This window comes from Microbacterium terrae, assembly GCF_017831975.1.
Classification (GTDB): domain Bacteria; phylum Actinomycetota; class Actinomycetes; order Actinomycetales; family Microbacteriaceae; genus Microbacterium; species Microbacterium terrae.
On the sequence record NZ_JAFDSS010000001.1, the window covers coordinates 2,119,512 to 2,138,576 of the forward strand.

16 protein-coding genes are annotated in these 19,065 nt (G+C 71.3%); 6 read left to right on the forward strand and 10 right to left on the reverse strand.

The annotated features are described in order from the left end of the window. Positions 1-17 precede the first annotated feature (17 nt). Entirely contained in the window at positions 18-1,511 is a 1,494-nt protein-coding gene (gene ahcY, locus JOD63_RS09825) for an adenosylhomocysteinase (RefSeq protein WP_045275282.1), read from the reverse strand. Between the two features lie 63 nt (positions 1,512-1,574). Beyond that, entirely contained in the window at positions 1,575-1,781 is a 207-nt protein-coding gene (locus tag JOD63_RS09830; protein ID WP_045275281.1) for a DUF3499 family protein, read from the reverse strand. Positions 1,782-1,863: 82 nt separating this feature from the next. Between JOD63_RS09830 and JOD63_RS09835 the strand changes: the two genes are divergently transcribed. After that, a complete protein-coding gene (locus JOD63_RS09835) occupies positions 1,864-2,304 on the forward strand; it encodes a metallopeptidase family protein (RefSeq protein WP_045275280.1) in 441 nt (146 codons plus the stop codon). A gap of 56 nt (positions 2,305-2,360) precedes the next feature. On the opposite strand, the gene JOD63_RS09840 is transcribed toward JOD63_RS09835, so the two are convergent. The 3 genes from JOD63_RS09840 to JOD63_RS09850 form a co-directional block, all read right to left on the reverse strand. Further along, a complete protein-coding gene (locus tag JOD63_RS09840) occupies positions 2,361-3,776 on the reverse strand; it encodes a DUF5719 family protein (RefSeq protein ID WP_045275279.1) in 1,416 nt (471 codons plus the stop codon). Then, the gene (locus JOD63_RS09845) at positions 3,773-6,616 is read right to left on the reverse strand and encodes a glycosyltransferase (protein ID WP_045275278.1); all 2,844 of its coding nucleotides are present in this window, start codon (positions 6,614-6,616) and stop codon (positions 3,773-3,775) included. The genes JOD63_RS09840 and JOD63_RS09845 overlap by 4 nt, the downstream gene beginning before the upstream one ends. A gap of 77 nt (positions 6,617-6,693) precedes the next feature. Further along, positions 6,694-7,020: a WhiB family transcriptional regulator gene (locus JOD63_RS09850; RefSeq protein WP_084613466.1), complete on the reverse strand. Its 327-nt coding sequence runs from the start codon at positions 7,018-7,020 to the stop codon at positions 6,694-6,696. Between the two features lie 227 nt (positions 7,021-7,247). On the opposite strand from JOD63_RS09850, the gene JOD63_RS09855 reads away from it, so the two are divergent. Genes JOD63_RS09855 through JOD63_RS09865 form a run of 3 tightly spaced genes read left to right on the forward strand, consistent with a single transcriptional unit; the run spans position 7,248 to position 11,007 of the window. After that, on the forward strand, positions 7,248-8,645 hold the full coding sequence (locus tag JOD63_RS09855; RefSeq protein WP_045275277.1) for an O-antigen ligase family protein: 1,398 nt from the start codon (positions 7,248-7,250) through the stop codon (positions 8,643-8,645). Further along, positions 8,642-9,973: an O-antigen ligase family protein gene (locus JOD63_RS09860; protein ID WP_045275276.1), complete on the forward strand. Its 1,332-nt coding sequence runs from the start codon at positions 8,642-8,644 to the stop codon at positions 9,971-9,973. The genes JOD63_RS09855 and JOD63_RS09860 overlap by 4 nt, the downstream gene beginning before the upstream one ends. Positions 9,974-10,029: 56 nt before the next feature. Next, positions 10,030-11,007, forward strand: a complete 978-nt coding sequence (locus tag JOD63_RS09865; RefSeq protein ID WP_084613465.1) for a glycosyltransferase family 2 protein — start codon at positions 10,030-10,032, stop codon at positions 11,005-11,007. 12 nt (positions 11,008-11,019) lie between these two features. On the opposite strand, the gene JOD63_RS09870 is transcribed toward JOD63_RS09865, so the two are convergent. The 5 genes from JOD63_RS09870 to JOD63_RS09890 form a co-directional block, all read right to left on the reverse strand. Then, on the reverse strand, positions 11,020-11,766 hold the full coding sequence (locus JOD63_RS09870) for an ABC transporter ATP-binding protein (RefSeq protein ID WP_045275275.1): 747 nt from the start codon (positions 11,764-11,766) through the stop codon (positions 11,020-11,022). Next, positions 11,766-12,572, reverse strand: a complete 807-nt coding sequence (locus JOD63_RS09875) for an ABC transporter permease (protein WP_045275274.1) — start codon at positions 12,570-12,572, stop codon at positions 11,766-11,768. Before JOD63_RS09875 ends, JOD63_RS09870 begins: the two co-directional genes overlap by 1 nt. A gap of 24 nt (positions 12,573-12,596) precedes the next feature. Further along, on the reverse strand, positions 12,597-13,733 hold the full coding sequence (glf, locus tag JOD63_RS09880; protein ID WP_045275273.1) for a UDP-galactopyranose mutase: 1,137 nt from the start codon (positions 13,731-13,733) through the stop codon (positions 12,597-12,599). Between the two features lie 2 nt (positions 13,734-13,735). Then, complete coding sequence (locus tag JOD63_RS09885) at positions 13,736-14,821, reverse strand: glycosyltransferase family 2 protein (protein WP_045275272.1); 1,086 nt, start codon at positions 14,819-14,821, stop codon at positions 13,736-13,738. A gap of 71 nt (positions 14,822-14,892) precedes the next feature. Beyond that, positions 14,893-16,740, reverse strand: a complete 1,848-nt coding sequence (locus tag JOD63_RS09890; RefSeq protein ID WP_052682477.1) for a glycosyltransferase — start codon at positions 16,738-16,740, stop codon at positions 14,893-14,895. Between the two features lie 249 nt (positions 16,741-16,989). On the opposite strand from JOD63_RS09890, the gene JOD63_RS09895 reads away from it, so the two are divergent. Next, complete coding sequence (locus tag JOD63_RS09895) at positions 16,990-18,096, forward strand: glycosyltransferase (protein WP_045275271.1); 1,107 nt, start codon at positions 16,990-16,992, stop codon at positions 18,094-18,096. Continuing rightward, on the forward strand, positions 18,093-19,040 hold the full coding sequence (locus JOD63_RS09900) for a lysylphosphatidylglycerol synthase domain-containing protein (RefSeq protein WP_045275270.1): 948 nt from the start codon (positions 18,093-18,095) through the stop codon (positions 19,038-19,040). The genes JOD63_RS09895 and JOD63_RS09900 overlap by 4 nt, the downstream gene beginning before the upstream one ends. Positions 19,041-19,065 lie beyond the last annotated feature (25 nt).

The following is a 19,065-nucleotide window of genomic DNA, read 5'->3' on the forward strand; positions in this document are numbered from 1 at the left end:
CAGGAAAGCGTCACATATCAGTAGCGGTAGTGCTCGAGCTTGTACGGGCCCTCGACGGGCACGCCGATGTAGTCGGCCTGTTCGGGCGTCAGCGTGGTGAGCTTCACACCGAGGGCATCGAGGTGCAGGCGCGCGACCTTCTCGTCGAGGTGCTTCGGCAGCACGTACACGTCGGTCGGGTACTCGTCGCGCTTGGCGAACAGCTCGATCTGCGCGAGCACCTGATTGGTGAACGAGGCGCTCATCACGAACGACGGGTGGCCGGTGGCGTTGCCGAGGTTGAGCAGGCGCCCTTCGCTCAGCACGAGGATGCTGCGCCCCGTGGGCAGACGCCACTCGTGCACCTGCGGCTTGATCTCGATCTTCTCCACGCCCGCGAGGGCGCCCAGGCCCGCCATGTCGATCTCGTTGTCGAAGTGGCCGACGTTGCCGACGATGGCCAGGTGCTTGAGCGCGAGCAGGTCGGCGGTCGTGATGACGTCCTTGTTGCCCGTGCCCGAGATGAGGATGTCGACCTCGCCGGCGACGTCGGCCAGACGCGCCACCTGGTAGCCGTCCATCGCGGCCTGCAGGGCGCAGATCGGGTCGACCTCGCTGACGATCACGCGGGCGCCCTGCCCGCGCAGCGCCTCGGCGGCACCCTTGCCGACATCGCCGTAGCCGCAGACGAAGGCGACCTTGCCACCCATCAGCACGTCGGTCGCGCGGTTGATGCCGTCGGGGAGGGAGTGACGGATGCCGTACTTGTTGTCGAACTTCGACTTGGTGACCGAGTCGTTGACGTTGATCGCGGGGAAGAGCAGGTCGCCCGCCGCAGCGAGCTCGTACAGGCGGTGCACGCCTGTCGTGGTCTCCTCGGTGACGCCGAGGAGACCCGCCGCCATGCGCGTGAAGCGCTGCGGGTCGGCGGCGAGGCTCGCACGCAGGGTCGCGAGGACGATGCGGTACTCCTCCGAGTCGCCGTCGGCGTCATCGGGGACCGCGCCGGCCTTCTCGAACTCCACACCTTTGTGCACGAGCAGTGTGGCGTCTCCGCCGTCGTCGAGGATCATGTTCGGGCCGTCCGCACCCTCGGCCGTCCAGTCGAAGATGCGGTCGGCGAGGCGCCAGTACTCCTCGAGCGTCTCGCCCTTCCACGCGAACACCGGCACGCCGGCGGGGGCGTCGATCGTGCCCGTCGGGCCGACGACCACTGCTGCGGCCGCCTCGTCCTGCGTCGAGAAGATGTTGCAGCTCGCCCAGCGCACCTGCGCGCCCAGAGCGACGAGGGTCTCGATGAGCACGGCGGTCTGCACCGTCATGTGCAGCGAGCCCGCGATCCGCGCTCCGGCGAGCGGCTGCGACGGACCGTACTCCTCGCGGAGGGCCATGAGCCCCGGCATCTCGTTCTCGGCGAGACGGAGCTGGTGTCGTCCGGCCGTGGCGAGAGCGAGGTCCGCGACCTCGTACTCGAGCTCGGCGGCGGAACCGGTCGAGGAGCGAGCGGGGCGAGTCGAAACGTCAGTCGGCATCCCGCCATCATCCCACGGAGCGCGCGATCGCACCGTGCGCGGCCCCGCCGCACGGACGACGCGTCAGGCGCGCAGCGTCTCGTGCCGGACGACGACCCAGCCCTGCGGCACCGAGAGGCGATCGGTGTGGATGGCGCACAGGTCGTGCGCATGCGGGTCTGCGGCGATGCCGAGCGGACCGAGCGCCGCCATCTTGTCGCCGTAGTCGTACGTCAGCGTCGACACGGCCTCGCGGGCGCAGGCCACCTTGGAGCAGAGTCTCTCTCGCATCGCTTCGACCGTAGCCCGTCGTGGGGTCGGACCAGGGATGCCGCGCCGGGAGCGGGCCCGTCCGGGCGCCTAGGATGGGCGCATGGCCTGGCGTCGCACCCGTTCCGCCGCGCACCCCGCGCGGCGCCCCGCACGGCACGGACGCCACGGTCGCGAGGGTCGCAGCCCGGTCGTCCGTCCGCCGCTCCCCCCGCTCGACACCCGCGTCGAGCGCTTCGACCTCGCGGTGGGCAGTGCTGCCGAGTTCCTCCGCAGCGCCTGGGAGGAACTGCGCGAGGTGCGGTTCGAGGTGGCCGACATGCCCGCCATGACGGATGCCGACGGCATCCCGCGCTGGACCGTGCTGCGCGACGAGCGCCGCATCATCCTGTACCGCCTGCCCATCGAGCGACTCGCCCATCTGCATCGCGACGACGACCTCCACCGCCGCATGCTGATCGAGGGCAGCGTCTTCCGCGCCGCCGCGGAGTACCTCGAGCGCGACCCATGGGACCTCGGGCCGGAGCGGTTCCGCTACTTCTGAACGGATGCCCGCGCGGCGGCAGCGTCGGCTCGCGCCCGGCCCCGCAGCAGCGTCCGCTACGGATAGACCGTGATCGCGGGCGACGCCGCATCGGCAGGCCACACCGGGAACCCGGCGAGCGCCCCGTCGCCCGACAGCGTGAGACCCGCGCGGACGCCGGTACCGTCGGACTCGAGCAGATAGACCGTGCGCGCCGACAGCCGCGCGAGCGTCGAGCCCTGAGCGGGAACCGTCACCTCCAGCCGGAACGCTCCGTCGACCGAGGCGACGCTGACCACGGCCGGTTCGTCGTCGTCGTTCACCAGGCTGAGGGTCGGCAGCGGCCCGCGCGTCGTGGCGAACAGGCTCGGGGTCTCCACCAGGGGCGCGGGAGTGAACCACGCGAAGTCGTCGCCCTCGTCGAAGCCTGTGGCCTGCCACACCGCCGCGACCACCGGCTCCGCGGCAGCCACCTGCACGGTGTAGGTGCCCACGGCGAGCCCGCCGAGGTCGACTTCGGCGGGCTGCCCCGCGGTGAGCTCGACCGTCCGCGACTCGACCGCGCCGTTCGACGCGCCGATCGGGCTCACCCGCACTTCGGCGGTGGTGTCGGCCGACGGCGCGAGCACGCGCAGCAGCGTCGCAGAGTCGGATGCGCCGAGTTCGCCGGGCGATGCGGTGACGGCGACCCCGGCGATGATCTGCGTGGTCTCGGGCGCCCGGACCGGCCCGACCTGGTCCACACCGCCGGGCGTGAGCACGCGGGTGATGCTCGTCTGCAGGCCGGCGCTCACCGGCGCACCCGTCGACGACACCCGCACGACGGGACTCGCCTCGCCGAGCGCCAGGCCCGCGAGCGGCACGATCTGCTGGGTTCCCGGGGCGACGACGAGGTCGGCGCCGCCCGGCGGCGTCTGCGCGCCGTCGACGCCGTAGACGGTGAGCTGCACCGTCGCGGGCACGGTGCCGGGGTTGCTCAGCACCACGAGGTCGGCGGCCCCGGTGTCGGCGGATCCGCCGACCAGCCAGGACTCCATGAGCGGCGGGCGGCAGGCCGAGGCGGCGAACCCGGCGAGGGCCTCGGTGCGCACCGTCGACGCACCCGATGCCGCGACGTCGGTGCGCGTGCGATCGGCGGGCAGTGATGTGAACGAGGCGACCGAGTCGCCGGGGGCCTGCGGCACCGTGAGCTCCGTCTCGGTGGGCTCGGCGACGCCCTCCGCCACGCCGCTCACGACGGACTGCCGTGCGGCCAGGTCGAGCGCCGAGGCATCGGAGAACTGGCTGCCGATGGTGAGGACACCGCCCGAGCACGCGATGACGGATGCCGCGGGCGCGGGCACCGCCGACACCGACGCGGGCTCCTGCGCGATCGTCGGCCAGGGCACCGACACGGCGGTGACCACGGCCACCACGGCGAGCGTGGAGAGGAGCGTGCCGGCGAGCAGGCGCGCGCTGGTGCCGGCCCAGCGGAACGGCGGCTTGTCGCTCATCGGCCTTCCTTCCAGTGCGGCCCGACGATGCGGGGCGTGCGGCGGGCGGCGCGCCGCGACGCCGCGGTCGGCAGCGACAGGAGCAGCGCGACGGCGACGACGAGGAGCTGCGACGCCGCGATCGCCGCTGCGATCCCAGCCGTCCCGGCCGGCGCGGCGACGCGCCCGGCTACCTCGTCGGTCACCCGCCACAAGCCGCCCTTGACGGTGTCTCCCACGGAGTCGAGAGTCTCACGCTGGTCGAGCGAGGTCTGCGCGGTGAGGCGCATCGAGCGAGCGGCGTCGGACTCGGGCTGGTCGGCGGGGGCGAGGAGCACGAACTCGACGCCGTACCCCGCCAGCCGTCCGACCACGTCGTCGGCTGCCGCCGTGACGAGATCGACGGCGATCTCGGCGACCTCGACGTCGGACTCGGACGGCTCCGTGCGGGTGTTGACGATGGTGGACTGGCCGCCGAGCGTCTCGCTCCCGCCCCACACCACGCGGGCGGACAGGGCGCCGTCGGCCTGGGGCGTCAGCACGATCGTGCCGACGTCGGGGTCGTCGCGCCCCTCTGCGGCGACGAAGGCGGGCAGGGTGCTTGCCGTCCCGAGCTCCAGCATGCTCGTGCCGCGCACCGCCGAGGTGAGCGCTGGCATCGCCAGCACCGCGATCGCCAAGGTCGCGACCACCGCGACTGCACCGCGTACCGCGGCGAGCCGGGGAGCGAGGCCGGTGTCGAGTGCGACGAGCGCGCCGCCCGCGGCGCCGAGCCACGCAAGGCTCAGTCCGGCGCCCGGCCACAGCGCGACCGTCGTCGACTGCGCGAAGGCGACTGCCACGCCGACGGCGCCGAACGCCGTCGCGACGCCGAGTGCGGTCACGCCGAGCATCGCGAGCCCCGCGGCCCACCGCACCGTCAGCGGGGCGACGAGCGCCAGCAGCGCCAGCGGAGCCGACAGAAGCGGCACCCACCACGTCGGGCCGTCGGGCAGGATGCTCGTCCACCCGGCGAGGTCGGTCGTGGGGATCCCGGCCACGAGCAGCGCACGCCCTGCCGCGTCCGCCCCGACCTGAGGCCCCGACCACGTCACACCCGGATCGGCGAGCAGCCCCCACCCGGAGCCTGCCGCGACGGAGTGCCACACCAGGGGCGCCGCGATCACGAGGGTCGGCACGATCACCCAGATCACGCGCATGATGCCCTGTCCGGCGCGCAGCACGGCGGCCAGCACGATGATCACGAACCACAGCACGAGCAGGGCGGGTGCCAGCGTCGGCGCGGCGGCGATCACCGGCACGAGGAGCAGCGAGGCCGCCCCGGCCGCGGACCACGACCGGTGCGCGACCGATCCGGCGTAGAAGAGCCACGGCAGGAGCAGGTGCGCGATCACCGCGGCAGGACGCCCCTGGGTGAGCGCGACGACGAATGTGGGGGCGAGCGCCCACACCGCGCCGCCCATGATGCGCAGCACCGAGCGGTCGGTGACCCGCGTGGCCGCGAACCATCCGCCGAGAGCCGCGAGGGGCAGGGCGAGCACCCACAGCGCGACGACCGCGCGCGACGGCTCCCACGAAGCGAGCGAGCCGAGCAGCGCCACGATCGCCGCGAACGGGTCTGCGGGCCCCACGGTGTCGAGTCCGACGGCTCGCGCGCCGAAGGCGGCGTCCGCCCACAGCTGCGCGACGGTCGACTGCAGCGGCTGCAGGGCGCCCCCGCCGAGCACCGGCCACGCCAGGAGCGCGGTGAACGACGAGACCGACACGACCAGCGCACCGAGCACGAGCCACATTCCGCCCCCGGCGAAGAAGCGCAGCTCGCTGCGCACGTGGCCGCCGACCCCCGCGTCCGGATCCTCGTCGAGACGCTCCCGCTCCTGCGCCCGCGTCACCCGCAGCGGTGCGAGCTGCGACCACGACACCGCGCGCGTGCGGGCGATCCGTCGCCGTGCGCGCGCCAGAGACACCAGACGCACGGCGGTGACGACGGATGCCGCCCACTCGACCGCGATGAGGCCGGGATCCTTGCGGAAGATGTGCACGATGCTCGCCCACAGCGCGAGCGGCAGCAGGCTGAGCCAGTGCAGCGGCACGGTGATCAGCGGCGCGTAGGCGAGGCGCCGGTGCAGCTGCGCCGCTCGGCGGGCATAGGCACGGCGCCGCACACGCTGCGGACTCGACGGGTTCAGGGTGCCGGCGACACCGTCGCCGGCGGTGGCGACGAGCGCGGCGGGGACGAGGCTCACGCGTCCGCCCGCGAGACGTGCCCGAACCGCCAGATCGAGACCCTCATCGGCACCGTGCAGGGCGGGATCGAGTCCACCCAGCCGTTCCCAGGCATCACGGCGCACGAGCATGCCGCGCACGTCGGCGCCCATCGCGTCGTCGCGACCGTCGTGCTGGCCCTGGTCGAGCTCACCGTCGGCCGCCTCGACGGACCGGCCGAATCGCGTCATCCCGACCCCGAGCGACACGATCTCCGATCGGTCGTCCCACCGCACCAGCTTCGGCGCGACCAGGGCGACCGACGGCGACAGCTCGAGCGCTCCGGCGAGCGCTGTCAGCGCTTCGGGCTCGGGAGCGGTGTCCTGGGTGAGCAGCCAGAGGGCGTCGGCCTCGGCGATGGGCGCGCGCGCGACGGCGGCGCCGTACTTCGTCGACGCGGGGGCGACGACCACACCGGCCCCGGCATCGGCTGCGAGGCCGGTCAGTCGCTCGTCGCCGCCGCAGACGACGACGGTCACCGCATCGACGGCTCGCGACTGGGCGTCGAGGGCGGCCAGGGTGCGCTTCAGATGGAACGCCGCAGGCGTGGCACCGTCTGGTCGCACGACGATGACGGCGTGGATACGGGCGGGCATGACCAGGTCAGCCTAAGCGTGCGTGCGATGCCCGCACGGCGTACGCGCCGGGGCGGCCGGAACCGCCGCCGGACGCGTCAGCTCGCTCGCCGCTTGAGCTTGCGCCGTTCGCGCTCGCTGAGACCGCCCCAGATGCCGAACCGCTCATCGTTCTGCAGCGCGTACTCGAGGCACTCGCCGCGCACGTCGCACGACGTGCAGATGCGCTTGGCATCGCGGGTCGAGCCGCCCTTCTCGGGGAAGAACGCCTCGGGATCGGTCTGGGCGCAGAGCGCATCGGTCTGCCACCCGAGTGGATTGTCCTCCTCGGTCGGGGTCGCGCGGCGCACGCCCGGAACACCGAGATTGACAGGATCGACGAACCAGTCGCCGGGAACGCCTGATCGGAACTGCGCTGCCGTCATGTCGTTCTCACCCCCCGTGATTCCTGCTGCACGCTGGTGCGTACACAGGTAATTACACCCGTGTAGTTCGCGAAGGTCAAGTCGCAGATAGTAAAGGCTCAATCGGGCATTGAACGTTTGCGACGCGCCGACGGCGTGTCGCGCTGTGATAACGGATTGCTCGGAACCTGGCCTGCAAGCCCCGTCCCGCCGCACCGCGCGAGGGGCGGCCGGGTACCCTGAAGTCGATGGCCGTCCACTCCAAGCATCCGGTCTCGGCACCGCCCGCTCCCCCGCTGCGTGAGACGACGGGGCACCTGCTCATGCGCGCCTGGTGCATCTTCGTGCTCTTCCTCGCGCTGTCGGGCACCGCCTGGGTGCACGCCTTCGGCAACGTCGTGGCGGGTGCCGTCGCGATCGCCGGCGGCATCGTCACCGTCGTGCTCTGGTTCGTCGTCCGCCCTCCGGTGCAGTGGCGCCGCCTCCCCTGGTTCGTCGTCGGGTACCTCGGCTGGGCGACCGCGTCGATCCTGTGGTCGGCCTGGCCGGCGACGACCGCGCTCACCCTGCTCCTCCTGTGGATCACCACGATCCAGGCCCTCTTCATCGCCAGCGCGCTCACCTGGCGGGAACTCGTCGCCGCCGCGGCATCCGCCCTCAAATGGGTGATGGCGCTCTCGATCGCGTTCGAGCTGTGGGTGTCGACCTTCATCGGGGCGCCGATCCTGCCCGGCTTCGTCGTCGGGAAGGCCGACGACGCGATCGAGTACTGGTCGCGCGACAACCTGTTCGACGGCGGGCGCCTCCAGGGCATCATGGGCAACGCGAACCTGCTCGGTCCGGTCGCGCTCCTCGCCATCATCGTGTTCTCGATCCGTCTCGTGGCCGGCGCGCCCCGCCGCATCCCGCTCGCGATCTGGATCGGCCTGTCGGCGTACCTCTTCTATCGGGCGTCGTCGGCGACCGCGTACCTCGCCGCCGTCGCCGTGCTGGTCGTGCTGGGAACCGTGCTCCTGATGCGCACCGCGACACGCCCCGGGGCACGCACCAAGTACTACGTCATCTACGCCGCCATCGGTGTGGGCGGCGGCCTCACCCTCTGGTTGCTGCGCGACGAGATCTTCACCGCGCTCGGCCGCAGCGCCGACCTCACCGGCCGCGAGGCGATCTGGGCCGACGTCCTCGGTCGGGCCACCGAGCGCCCGTTCGCCGGCTGGGGCTACGCGACCCCCTGGGCACCTTGGGACCCCGCGTTCGACGGCTGGATCACCGACCACGGCCAGACGGTGATGCAGGCTCACAGCATGTGGATCGACACGTTCATGCAGCTGGGGATCATCGGTCTCGTGCTGCTCGGGCTCGTCTACCTCGCGTTCGTGTGGCGCTCGTGGTTCTTCGCCGTCGACCGCCCGCGGTGGGACCTGCGCGCCGACCGTCCCTACTCGCCGCTGACCCTGCTGCCGACGCTGTTCGGCGCGATCGTGCTCGTGCAGGGCTTCGCCGAGTCGAATCCGCTGATGCTGTGGGGCTGGGCGTTCCTCGTGATGCTGGGCGCGAAGATCAAGCAGTCGCCCCACATCGGCGTCGGCCCCGCTGAGCAGAGCGCGGCCATCGAGCGGGGCGAGCCCACGAAGCAGGGCGCGTGAGCGACGCGGCAGCGGAGTCCTCGCGCCGACCCCTCGTCCAGCTGCTCGGCTCCGCCGCCTTCGCGCGCGCGTTCACCCTCGCGGTGATGGGGGCGGTGTTCGCCTCGCACGCCATCGAGCGCACTGCCGGACGCGTGACGTATGCGACCATCATCGGCGGGCTGTGCGTCCTGGGGATGGGCGTCCTCGCGGCCCGGCGCCGGGAGATCTCGATGCTCCGCCTCGTGCCCACGACCCTCCTCCTGCTGTGCGGCTGGGCGGGGGCGAGCATCTTCTGGAGCTCGGATGCCGCGTCGTCGTTCGCCGGCTGGCTGTCGATGATCGCGATCGCGTTCCTCGCCGTCGTGATCGGACACGTCCGAGACACCCTCCAGACCGTGCGCGCACTCGGCGACGTGCTGCGGGTCATGCTGGCGGTCTCGTTGGGCGTCGAGATCCTCTCGGGCATCCTCATCGACACCCCGCTGCGGTTCCTCGGCGTCCAGGGCAACATCGCCGACCTCGGCCCGGTGCAGGGCATCTTCGGCACGCGCAACCTGCTCGGTTTCGTGTGCGTGCTCGCTCTCATCACCTTCCTGATCGAGTACCGCACGCAGTCGGTGCGGCCCGGGGTGTCGATCGCGTCGGTCGTGCTCGCGGGAGGTCTCGCCGTGCTGAGCGACTCCCCGACCGTGCTCGTACTCGCCGGCGGTGTGGGCGTCGCCGTCGGCGCGCTCGCGATCGTGCGGCACACGAGCCCCGAGCGGCGCGCGGCGGTGCAGTGGGCGCTCGGGTCCGTCGTGGTCCTCGCCGTGTTCGTGGGCTACGTCGCGCGGCATCCGATCATCCGACTCCTCGACGCCGGCACCGACATCTCGCTGCGCGTCGACCTCTGGAACCTGATGGTCGACTACCTGCGCTCGCGGCCGGTGCAGGGGTGGGGATGGTTCGGGCCGTGGAACCGCGGCGAACTGCCTTTCAACGCGATCAACTTCCTGCTCGGCGAGTCGCACGCGACCGGCCTGAACGCATACTTCGACGTGCTGCTGCAGCTGGGCTGGGTGGGGCTCCTCATGTTCGTCGCGTTCTGCGGCATCGCCCTGGTGCGCTCGTGGCTCGTCGCCAGCGCGCGCCGGTCGGTGATCTACGCGTGGACCCCGCTCATCCTCATCGCCCTGCTCATCGACTCGATGTTCGAGAGCTTCACCCTCGCGGGCCTCGGCTGGCTGATCCTCGTCCTGTGCGCCGTTCGCGCGGGTCAGTCGCGCTCGTGGCGGGAGCGGATCGAGCGCGACGGCGTCGAGGCGGGGCTCCCGCCCGCACAGCCCCCGGCAGGGCGTCCGGGGTAGGCTTGCGTGTCGGCCCGACGCCCCGACATCCGCCCCGTCCCCGGAGAATCGCACCCGTGACCACCGTGCCGCCCGCCGCCTCGTTCGACCCGGCCTCGGCGACCATCGCCGTCGTGACCTTCAACCGGTCCTCCCTCCTCACCCGACTGCTCGAGAGCATCGTCGCGATGGACCCCAAGCCCGGCCACGTCGTGATCATCGACAACGCGTCGACCGATGACACCGCTGAGGTCGTCGAGTCGTTCCGCCCCCGGGTGGGCACCGAGATCGTCTACCGGCGCATGGAGACGAACACCGGCGGCTCCGGCGGATTCAGCGAGGGGATGCGGGTCGCCTACGAGATCGGCTCCGAGTGGATCTGGCTCATGGACGACGACGTCGAGGTGATCGAGGACGGCCTCGCGAAGATGGGCGCCTGGGCGCCGCGGTTCAAGAGCATCCAGGGCCGCCGCTACGACTACGACGGCAGCGAGTTCTACTGGCAGTACCGCGTCGCCGAGCCCCTCGGCATCCCGATCCCGTTCGCGCCGGCGGCGTTCGACGCGTCGGGGTACAAGCCGATGAACTCCGGATGCTTCGAGGGCATGTTCATCCACCGCGACATCGTCGCGAAGATCGGCCTGCCCGACCCGCGCTTCTTCATCTACTGGGACGACCAGACCTACGGCTGGCTGGCGTCGCGTGAGACGGAGTCGGTCATCGTCGACGAGTTCGTGCTGCGGCGCACGCGCGAGATCCGCCAGTGGGACATGGGCGTGCGGCACATGAACGCCTCCAGCGACGCCTACCGGTACTACATCATGCGCAACCGCGCATACATCAAGCAGTACTACCGCGCCCTCGGGGTGCACCGCCCGCTGCCCTTCGCCGTCGGCACGGCCCTGACCTTCGGCAAGGAGCTCATCCGCCTCGCACTCGTCGAGCGGACGGTGCGCGGCACGAGCAACCTCTTCCGAGGCCTGCGCGACGGTCGGCGCATCGCGCGCGACCGCACGTGGCGGCCGATGCCGCCGCTGCTCGACCCCGCCCGCTGACGCGCGACGCGGTCAGCCGACGGGATAGTCGGCGTCGTAGCGGGCGAGCACGTCTTCGATCGGCGCATCCAGCGCGAGCCTGCCCTTGTCGAGATAGAGGCCGCGCGAGCAGAACCGCCGCAGGTCGCGCTCGTTGTGGCTGACGAAGAACAGCGTGCGCCCCTCGGAGAGCAGCTCGTCGATGCGGGCATAGCACTTCTCGCGGAACGCCTTGTCTCCGACTGCGAGCACCTCGTCGACGAGCAGCACCTGCTCCTCGAGCTGCGAGACGACGGCGAACGCGAGTCGCACCTTCATGCCGTTGGAGAGGTGCTTGTACGGGGTGTCCTGGAAATCGCCGAGCTCGGCGAAGTCGATGATGCCGTCGTACTTGCGCGCCACACCGGCGCGCGACATGCCGTGCAGTCCCGCCGTCAGCTTCACGTTCTCGCGCACCGTGAGGTCGCCGACGAATCCTCCGGTGATCTCGATGAGCGGCGCGACGCCGCCGTGCACCTGCACGTCGCCCTCGTCGGGGATCATCACGCCGGCGACGAGCTTGAGCAGCGTGCTCTTGCCCTGCCCGTTGCGTCCGACGACGCCGATGGCCTCGCCGGGCTGTACGTCGAACGCGACGTCGCGCAGCGCCCAGAACTCGCCCGGCTTGCTGCGACGCGACCGGTCGGAGAACAGGTCCATGATGCTGCGGCGGCCGCCGCGGTTGCGCCGGAAGCGCACGCCCAGCCCCTGCACGCGGATGGCGGGTGCGGATGCCGTCATCACAGCTCCTTCAACATGTGGCGCTCGAGGCGGCCGAAGACGAACACGCCCAATCCGAGGATCGCGAAGCTCATCACCGCGCCGACGACCATCACGAACGGGTCCCACTCACCGGGGAAGAAGCCGACGCGGTACATCGCGAAGATGCCGGCCAGGGGGTTGAAGGCGACGAGGGTGTCGAAGGGCGCCGGGATGTCGGACACCGAATAGATGACCGGCGAAGCATAGAAGAGCGCGCGGAGCACCAGCTTCGTGGTGCGCTCCAGGTCGTTCCAGAGCACGCAGAGCGGCGCCACGATGAGCCCGATGCCGACGAGGAGCACCGCCTGCACGAGCACCGCCACGGGGATCAGCAGAAGGCCCCAGTTGAGCTCGGCGGGGTGCATCGAGAACGCGGCGACCACGACGAAGAGGGCGAGCACCGGCAGCGAGCAGAGGAATTCGATCCCCTTCGACAGCACGATGCGGTTCACCCAGATCGTCCGCGGGATCGCCGTCGACCGAACCAGCCGGGCATCCTTCTTGAGCGCCCGCGTGAAGTCCGACACCGAGGTGTTGAACCACACCCACGGCAGGAGCGCGGTGATGAGGAACACGATGTACGGCTCGTGCCCGACCGTGCGCTGGAAGATCTGCGTGAAGACGAACCAGTAGATCGCGCTCATCACGAGCGGATCGAGCACCGACCAGAGGTACCCGAGTGCGCTCGTCGAGTAGCGCACCTTGAGGTCGCGTGCGGACAGGAGCCACAGCGAGTGGAGGTAGCGCCGGGGGGAACCTGGAGCGCCGACGGCGGCCGATGTCACGATTGCGAGTCTAGGGCCGGCAGCTCAGGCGAGCTGGTTGTTCCACATCGACAGCGCCGAGCCGATGGCCATGTGCATGTCGAGGTACTGGTAGGTGCCGAGCCTGCCGCCGAAGTGCACGTCGGCCTCGCCTGCGGCGAGATCGCGGTATGCCAGCAGGCGCGCACGGTCGTCGGGGGTGTTGACCGGGTAGTACGGCTCGTCGTCACGCGTCGCGAACCGCGAGAACTCGCGCATGATCACGGTCTTGTCGGCCGGGTAGCGGTCGGCGCGCTCGGGGTGGAAGTGCTTGAACTCGTGGATGCGGGTGTACGGCACATCCGCGTCGGCATAGTTCATCACGCTGGTGCCCTGGAAGTCGGCGGTCTCGAGCACCTCCTGCTCGAAGTCGAGGGTGCGCCACGACAGCGCGCCCTCGATGTAGTCGAAGTAGCGGTCGACCGGGCCGGTGTAGACGATCGGCACCTGACCGACGGTCGCCCGCTTGTTGAGCGGCTGCGCCTCGTCGAAGAAGTCGGTGTCGAGGCGCACCTCGATGTTCGGGTGGTCGGCCATCCGCTCGATCCACGCCGTGTACCCGTCGGTCGGGAGCCCCTCCCAGGTGTCGTTGAAGTAGCGGTTGTCGTACGTGTACCGCACCGGGAGCCGGCTGATGATCTCGGCCGGCAGGTCCTTCGGATCGGTCTGCCACTGCTTCGCGGTGTAGTCGCGGATGAACGCCTCGTAGAGCGGGCGCCCGATGAGGGCGATCCCCTTCTCCTCGAGGTTCGCGGCATCCTTCGCGTCGAACTCCCCCGCGAGCTCGTGCACGAGGGCGCGTGCCGCAGCCGGGCCGTGCGCCGCCCGGAAGAACTGGTTGATCGTGCCGAGGTTGATCGGGAGCGGGAAGACGACCCCGTCGTGGTTCGTGTACACGCGGTGCACGTAGTCGGTGAAGGTCGTGAAGCGGTTGGCGTACTCCCACACCGTCGGGTTCGACGTGTGGAACAGGTGCGCGCCGTAGCGGTGCACCTCGATGCCCGTGACCGGCTCGTCCTCGCTGTAGGCGTTGCCGCCGATGTGGTGTCGGCGATCGATGACGGTGACCCGGCGCCCGGCCGCAGCGGCGCGCTCGGCCACCGTGAGCCCGAAGAAACCCGAGCCGACGACGAGGAGATCCATCGTCAGGCGACCTCGGTCTTCTGCTCGACGGGCAGGTTCTCGAAGGCGAGGGTGGCGTGGGCCGCCTCGACCGCCGCCGGGCTGACCGGCAGCGACGGGTGGCGCGCGGCGTCCGCCGCCGACACGGCGTTCGGATCGAGCTGACGCTCGGGCGAGTACTGCACGAGCTTGATGCGCTCGAGTGCATCCTCCATGAGCGTGCGGTTCGTCCTCAGCATGTCGCTGATCACGAGCAGCGCCACGCTCAGGAGGCATCCCACCAGCATCGCGCTGCCGAAGATGAGCGATTGGATGTGGTCGCCGGCCGAGCCCATCCACGTGAGCACCAGGAAGCGCCCGAAGGGGATCGCCGCACCGACGAAGAACAGCGCCGCGAGGGTGAGGAACACCGCATGCGGCTTGAACATCACGTAACTGCGCATGATCGCCTGCCCCGAACGCCCCATGTGCTGGAAGATGTTCTTGAACAGCCGCGACTCGCGGGTCTTCGCGTTGGTCGTGATCGGCACGCTCGCGATGCGCAGCCGCTTGTTGCCCGCCTGGATGATCGTCTCCATGCAGTAGCTGAACTGCGTGACGACGTTGAGGCGGATGAGCGACTCGCGCGAGTACGCGCGGAACCCGCTCGCCGCATCGGGCAGGTCGGTCTCGGCGGCGAAGTTCACCACGCTCGAGCCGACGCTCTGCATCATCTTCTTGAACGGCGAGAAGTGCGCGATCGTCTTGGTCTGGCGGTCGCCGATGGCGATGTCGGCCTCGCCCCGCACGAGCGGCTGCACGAGGTCTGCGATGCGGGCCTGCGGGTACTGGTTGTCGCCGTCGGTATTCACGACGATGTCGGCACCGTGCTGCAGCGCGTAGTCCACGCCGTCGCGGAACGAGCGCGCGAGCCCCATGTTGCGGGTGTGGAAGACGAAGTGCTCGACGCCGAACGACCGCGCCACCTCCACCGTCCGATCGGTGGATCCGTCATCGATGATGAGGATGTGGATCTCGTCGATCCCGTCGATCTGCTTGGGGATGCTCTCGAGGACGAGGGGAAGCGTGGCCTCCTCGTTCAGGCAGGGGACCTGAATGAACAGGCGCATGCGATACCTCTCAGCCCTGGTCGACCAGGGGTGGACAGCGGGTGCGCACCGGGGCGCAGGGTCTCTGGATTCTAACTCAGCCGCCGCGCGTCACCCTGGGAGGCCGGGCCGTCGAAGGTCGACCGCCACGTCTCCAGCGACGTGAGGTCTGCCGCGCGGTACGCCCGCGCGAGCTCGTCCCACCGCGCGTCGAGTTCACGGTGCAGCCGCAGGCTCTCTCGGAGCAGCCGCCGATACGCGTCGCGTCGGCGCACGTACAGGTGGGGCGCGCCCGACGACGCCATCCGCACCAGAGCGCTGTCGTGGCGGGCCAGTCGCCACCAGCGCGCCTCCCCCGCAGCCGCCTCGACCTCGGCGTGCGCGCCGCCGCGCGGCTTGCGCACCCAGAGCGCGGCGATCCGCTCCACCATGAACAGCCGCAGCCGCATGCCGGTGGGGATCTCGGTGCGCTCGATCGGGCGGGCGGCGGTGATGCCGGCCGCGGCCGGAGCGGTCTCGGGGAACTCCGCGGCCAGCGTCCGCGCGGCCGGGAGAGCTGTGCGCAGGTCGGGGTGCAGGTGCTCCGGCCCCGACAGCACGGCGCGGAGCGCGCGATGGCGCAGCGTCACGGGGTAGTACTGCATCGCGAAGAGGTGCTTGAGGTCGACGCGACGGCTGTGGGTGAGCACATGACCGCCGTTCGGGCGCGTGGAGTGCAGGAGCGCCGTCACGAGCCGGTTGCGCGCGTGGAAATACGCCTGCCAGTCGATCTGGTCGTCCTTCGACACCCACGACACATGCCAGAGCGCCACCCCGGGCAGCGACACGGTGGGGATGCCGGCGGCGCCGGCGCGCAGGCTGTACTCGGCGTCGTCCCACTTCAGGAACACCGGAAGCGCAAGCCCCACCCGCTCGATCGCGGCACGCGGGATGAGACACATCCACCAGCCGTTGTAGTCGGCGTCCATCCGCTGATGCACGAGCGGGATGTGCTCGAGTGTGGTCGCGGCGAGGTCGATCGGCATCTCGTCGTCGTGGCGGGGCCGCCACATGAACGGCTCCTCGTCGACGACCTCGGCCCAGGCGTAGAGCTTCGCGGGGTCGTTCAGGTCGAGCATGTGCCCGCCGACGATCGTGGGCTCGGTGCAGTACGCACCGAACACGATCGCGCGGCGCACCGCCTCGGGCTCGACGCGCACGTCGTCGTCCATGAACTGGACGAACGTCGCGTCGGTGGTGAGCGTCTCGGCCATGGCGCGGGCGTACCCGCCCGATCCGCCCAGATTGGGCTGCCGCACGATGGCGAGCAGGTCGCCCAGCCCATCGGCCGCCGCGTCGAACCCCGTCTCGTCGGCCACGAGACGGGTTCCCTGGTCGATCACGAAGACGCGCTCGAGGTGCGGTCGAAGCTCCTCCTCCGCCGCGAGCGCCGTGAGCGTCGCGACGCAGTAGTCGGGCTTGTCCATCGTGGTGATGCCGATCGTGGCGCGCGCAGCGCGCCGGGGCGCCGCGGCGGTCGACCATGCGGCGTCGCGCACCGTCGCGCCGGCGGGCGCCGCGCTGACCTCGAACCAGATCCAGCCGCCGTCCGTGGATTCGCCGAGGTCGACGGGCTGCGCGAGGGCGGCATCGGTCACGTCGATCTCCGCTACGGTGCGCACGGTGGCGGCTGCATCCGACCTCCGCACCGACACGCGAGCCGAACCCTCGATCCGCATCTCGAGCACGACCTCCCGCACGTCGGTGAACCGGCGCCAGTACGCCGCAGGGAACGCGTTGAAGTAGGTCGCGAACGACGCGACTCCCCCGGGTCGCACCCGGGCGGCACGGCGGCCGGCGATCTCGGCGTCACCGGAGAGGTACAGGCCGCGGACGGCGGAGTCGTCGGCGGCGGGCAGCACCACGCGCGCGAGCGTGTGCGAGGCGGTGGGCTGGGTCATCTGCTCTTCCGGTCGGCGTGGGCGACGCGCGGACTGCACGCGGGCCGCGGCCCAGTCTGCCATCCGCTGCGGAGCCCCGCCCCGCGGAGCCGAGGCCGCGGTGCGCCCGCGCCGGATCGCCCCAGGTCGGTTCGATAGGATCGCGCGGGTGTCCGCGCCGTCGGGCAGCGGCGCGCGTGCGCCCGGGAAGGAGTCGTCCGTGGCCGAGCCATCGCATTCCGCGAGGACCGCACGAACGGCGAGTGGGCGATGATCGTCGCATTCGGCACGTACGACAAGGACCGCCACCCGCGTGTGGCCATCATCATCGACGGCCTGCGAGCCCACGGGCACGACGTCGTCGAGATCAACCACCCGCTGGGGCTGTCGACGGCCGAGCGCGTGCGGATGCTGCGTCAGCCGTGGCGACTCCCTGCCCTCGGAACCCGCATGATCTCGCGCTGGCGGGCGCTGCGACGCGACGCCAAGCGGCTGATCGCCTCGGGCGCCGATGTCTCGACCGTGGTGGTCGGCTACCTCGGCCACTTCGACGTGCTCCTCGCCCGACGCGTCTTCCGCCGGTCGACGATCGTGCTCGACCACCTGATCTTCGCGGGGGACACCGCCCAGGACCGCGGAGCGCAGGGGATCAAGGTGCGACTGCTGCAGGGACTCGACCGTCGCGCCATCGCGGCGGCCGACGTGGTGGTCGTCGACACCCCCGAGCACGCCGCGATGCTTCCGGCCTCGGCGCGCGGCGTCGTGGTTCCCGTCGGAGCGCGCGACGAATGGTTCGACGTCGCCCCGGCAGAGGGCTCGGACGTCGGTTCGCCCGCGGACGCGGCATCCGTCGTCTTCTTCGGCCTGTACACGCCGCTCCAGGGGGCGCCGGTGATCGCCCGCGCGCTCGCCACGGCCATCGACGGCGGTGCACCGCTCACCGCCACCCTCGTGGGCACGGGGCAGGACTGGCAGGAGGCGCGTGACGCGCTCGGCGACCGCGCCGGGGTGACCTGGATCGACTGGGTCGAGCCGGCCGCCCTCCCCGCGCTCGTCGCCCGCCACGACATCGCCCTCGGCATCTTCGGCGCATCGGGCAAGGCCCTGCGGGTCGTACCGAACAAGGTGTACGAATCGGCGGCGGCCGGATGCGCGGTGATCACGTCCGACACGCCGCCGCAGCGCGCCCTGCTGGACGGCGCCGTCGTGCTCATCCCGCCCGGCGACGCAGACGCGCTGGCGGCCGAGCTGACCCGCTTCGCGGCGGACGCCTCAGCCCTGGCCTCCGCGCGCCGCGCCGCGCGCGGCCGCGCCGCGGACTTCCGAGCCGACCGCATCGTGGAGCCTCTCCTGGCGGAACTCGAGGCGACCTCGTGAAGCGGCTCCTGGCGGTGCTGCGCAGCCCCGCGGTGCGCTGGACGTTCCTCGCGATCGCGGGGGCGTCCATCGTATGGTTCATCTACACGAACGCTGCCGACATCGGTGAGGCGCTCGGCCGGCTCTCTCCCTGGATGCTCGTGGCCGCCGGCCTCGCGAGCGTCGTCTACGTGCTGATGACGCTCGAGGCGTGGCGACACGTGCTGCGCGATCTCGGCGCCCGGCTGACGTTCCGCTCGGCGATCCCGCTGTTCGGCGTGAGCCAGCTCGGCAAGTACATCCCCGGGGGCGTCTGGAACATCGCCGCCGCCGCGGAGCTCGGCACCGCGCACGGCATTCCGCGACGACACTCGGTCGCGGCGATGTCGCTCGCCCTGCTGGTCTCGATCATCTCGGGCACCGCGGTGGGTGCGCTGGGCTTCCTGGTCTCGCCCGCGCCGCTGTTCGCCCAGTGGGGTTGGGTGCTGTGGGTCGGCATCCCCCTGCTCGTGCTCCTCGTGCCTCCGGTGATGAACCGGCTGATCGCGTTCGCCTGGCGCCTGGCGCGTCTCGAGCCGCTCGAGACGGCGGTGTCCACGCGGGGCGTGGCACTCGTCACCGGCTGGTCGGTGCTCGCCTGGATCGTCGCCGGCGGCTCGGTCGCGATCCTCGCGATCGGCATGGGGGCACCGGCGACCTGGCTGACCCTTGCCCAGTGCGTCGGCGGCTACGCGCTCGCCTGGGTCGCGGGATTCCTGTTCGTCATCGCTCCTGCGGGCGTCGGCGTGCGCGAGGTCGTGCTCGCCGCGTGCCTCGCGGGCACCGTCGATCAGGGCGCCGTCGCCGCGATCGTGCTCCTCAGCCGCCTGCTGCTCACCGCGGTCGATCTCGGGCTCGCGGGCATCGGCGCGATCGACACCCGCATCGTCGCCCGGCGCGAGGGCAGGGACGGCGCCGGGGCCTGACCGCCCCTGCGGGCGGCGGCACCGT

Excerpts from the sequence above, each read along its gene's own strand:
- glf (WP_045275273.1), bottom strand. The coding sequence starts at position 13,733 with ATGGATCTCCTCGTCGTCGGCTCGGGTTTCTTCGGGCTCACGGTGGCC.
- ahcY (WP_045275282.1), bottom strand. The coding sequence starts at position 1,511 with ATGCCGACTGACGTTTCGACTCGCCCCGCTCGCTCCTCGACCGGTTCC.
- JOD63_RS09870 (WP_045275275.1), bottom strand. The coding sequence starts at position 11,766 with ATGACGGCATCCGCACCCGCCATCCGCGTGCAGGGGCTGGGCGTGCGC.
- JOD63_RS09835 (WP_045275280.1), top strand. The coding sequence starts at position 1,864 with ATGGCCTGGCGTCGCACCCGTTCCGCCGCGCACCCCGCGCGGCGCCCC.
- JOD63_RS09850 (WP_084613466.1), bottom strand. The coding sequence starts at position 7,020 with ATGACGGCAGCGCAGTTCCGATCAGGCGTTCCCGGCGACTGGTTCGTC.
- JOD63_RS09845 (WP_045275278.1), bottom strand. The coding sequence starts at position 6,616 with ATGCCCGCCCGTATCCACGCCGTCATCGTCGTGCGACCAGACGGTGCC.
- JOD63_RS09855 (WP_045275277.1), top strand. The coding sequence starts at position 7,248 with ATGGCCGTCCACTCCAAGCATCCGGTCTCGGCACCGCCCGCTCCCCCG.
- JOD63_RS09840 (WP_045275279.1), bottom strand. The coding sequence starts at position 3,776 with ATGAGCGACAAGCCGCCGTTCCGCTGGGCCGGCACCAGCGCGCGCCTG.
- JOD63_RS09885 (WP_045275272.1), bottom strand. The coding sequence starts at position 14,821 with ATGCGCCTGTTCATTCAGGTCCCCTGCCTGAACGAGGAGGCCACGCTT.
- JOD63_RS09890 (WP_052682477.1), bottom strand. The coding sequence starts at position 16,740 with ATGACCCAGCCCACCGCCTCGCACACGCTCGCGCGCGTGGTGCTGCCC.
- JOD63_RS09895 (WP_045275271.1), top strand. The coding sequence starts at position 16,990 with ATGATCGTCGCATTCGGCACGTACGACAAGGACCGCCACCCGCGTGTG.
- JOD63_RS09830 (WP_045275281.1), bottom strand. The coding sequence starts at position 1,781 with ATGCGAGAGAGACTCTGCTCCAAGGTGGCCTGCGCCCGCGAGGCCGTG.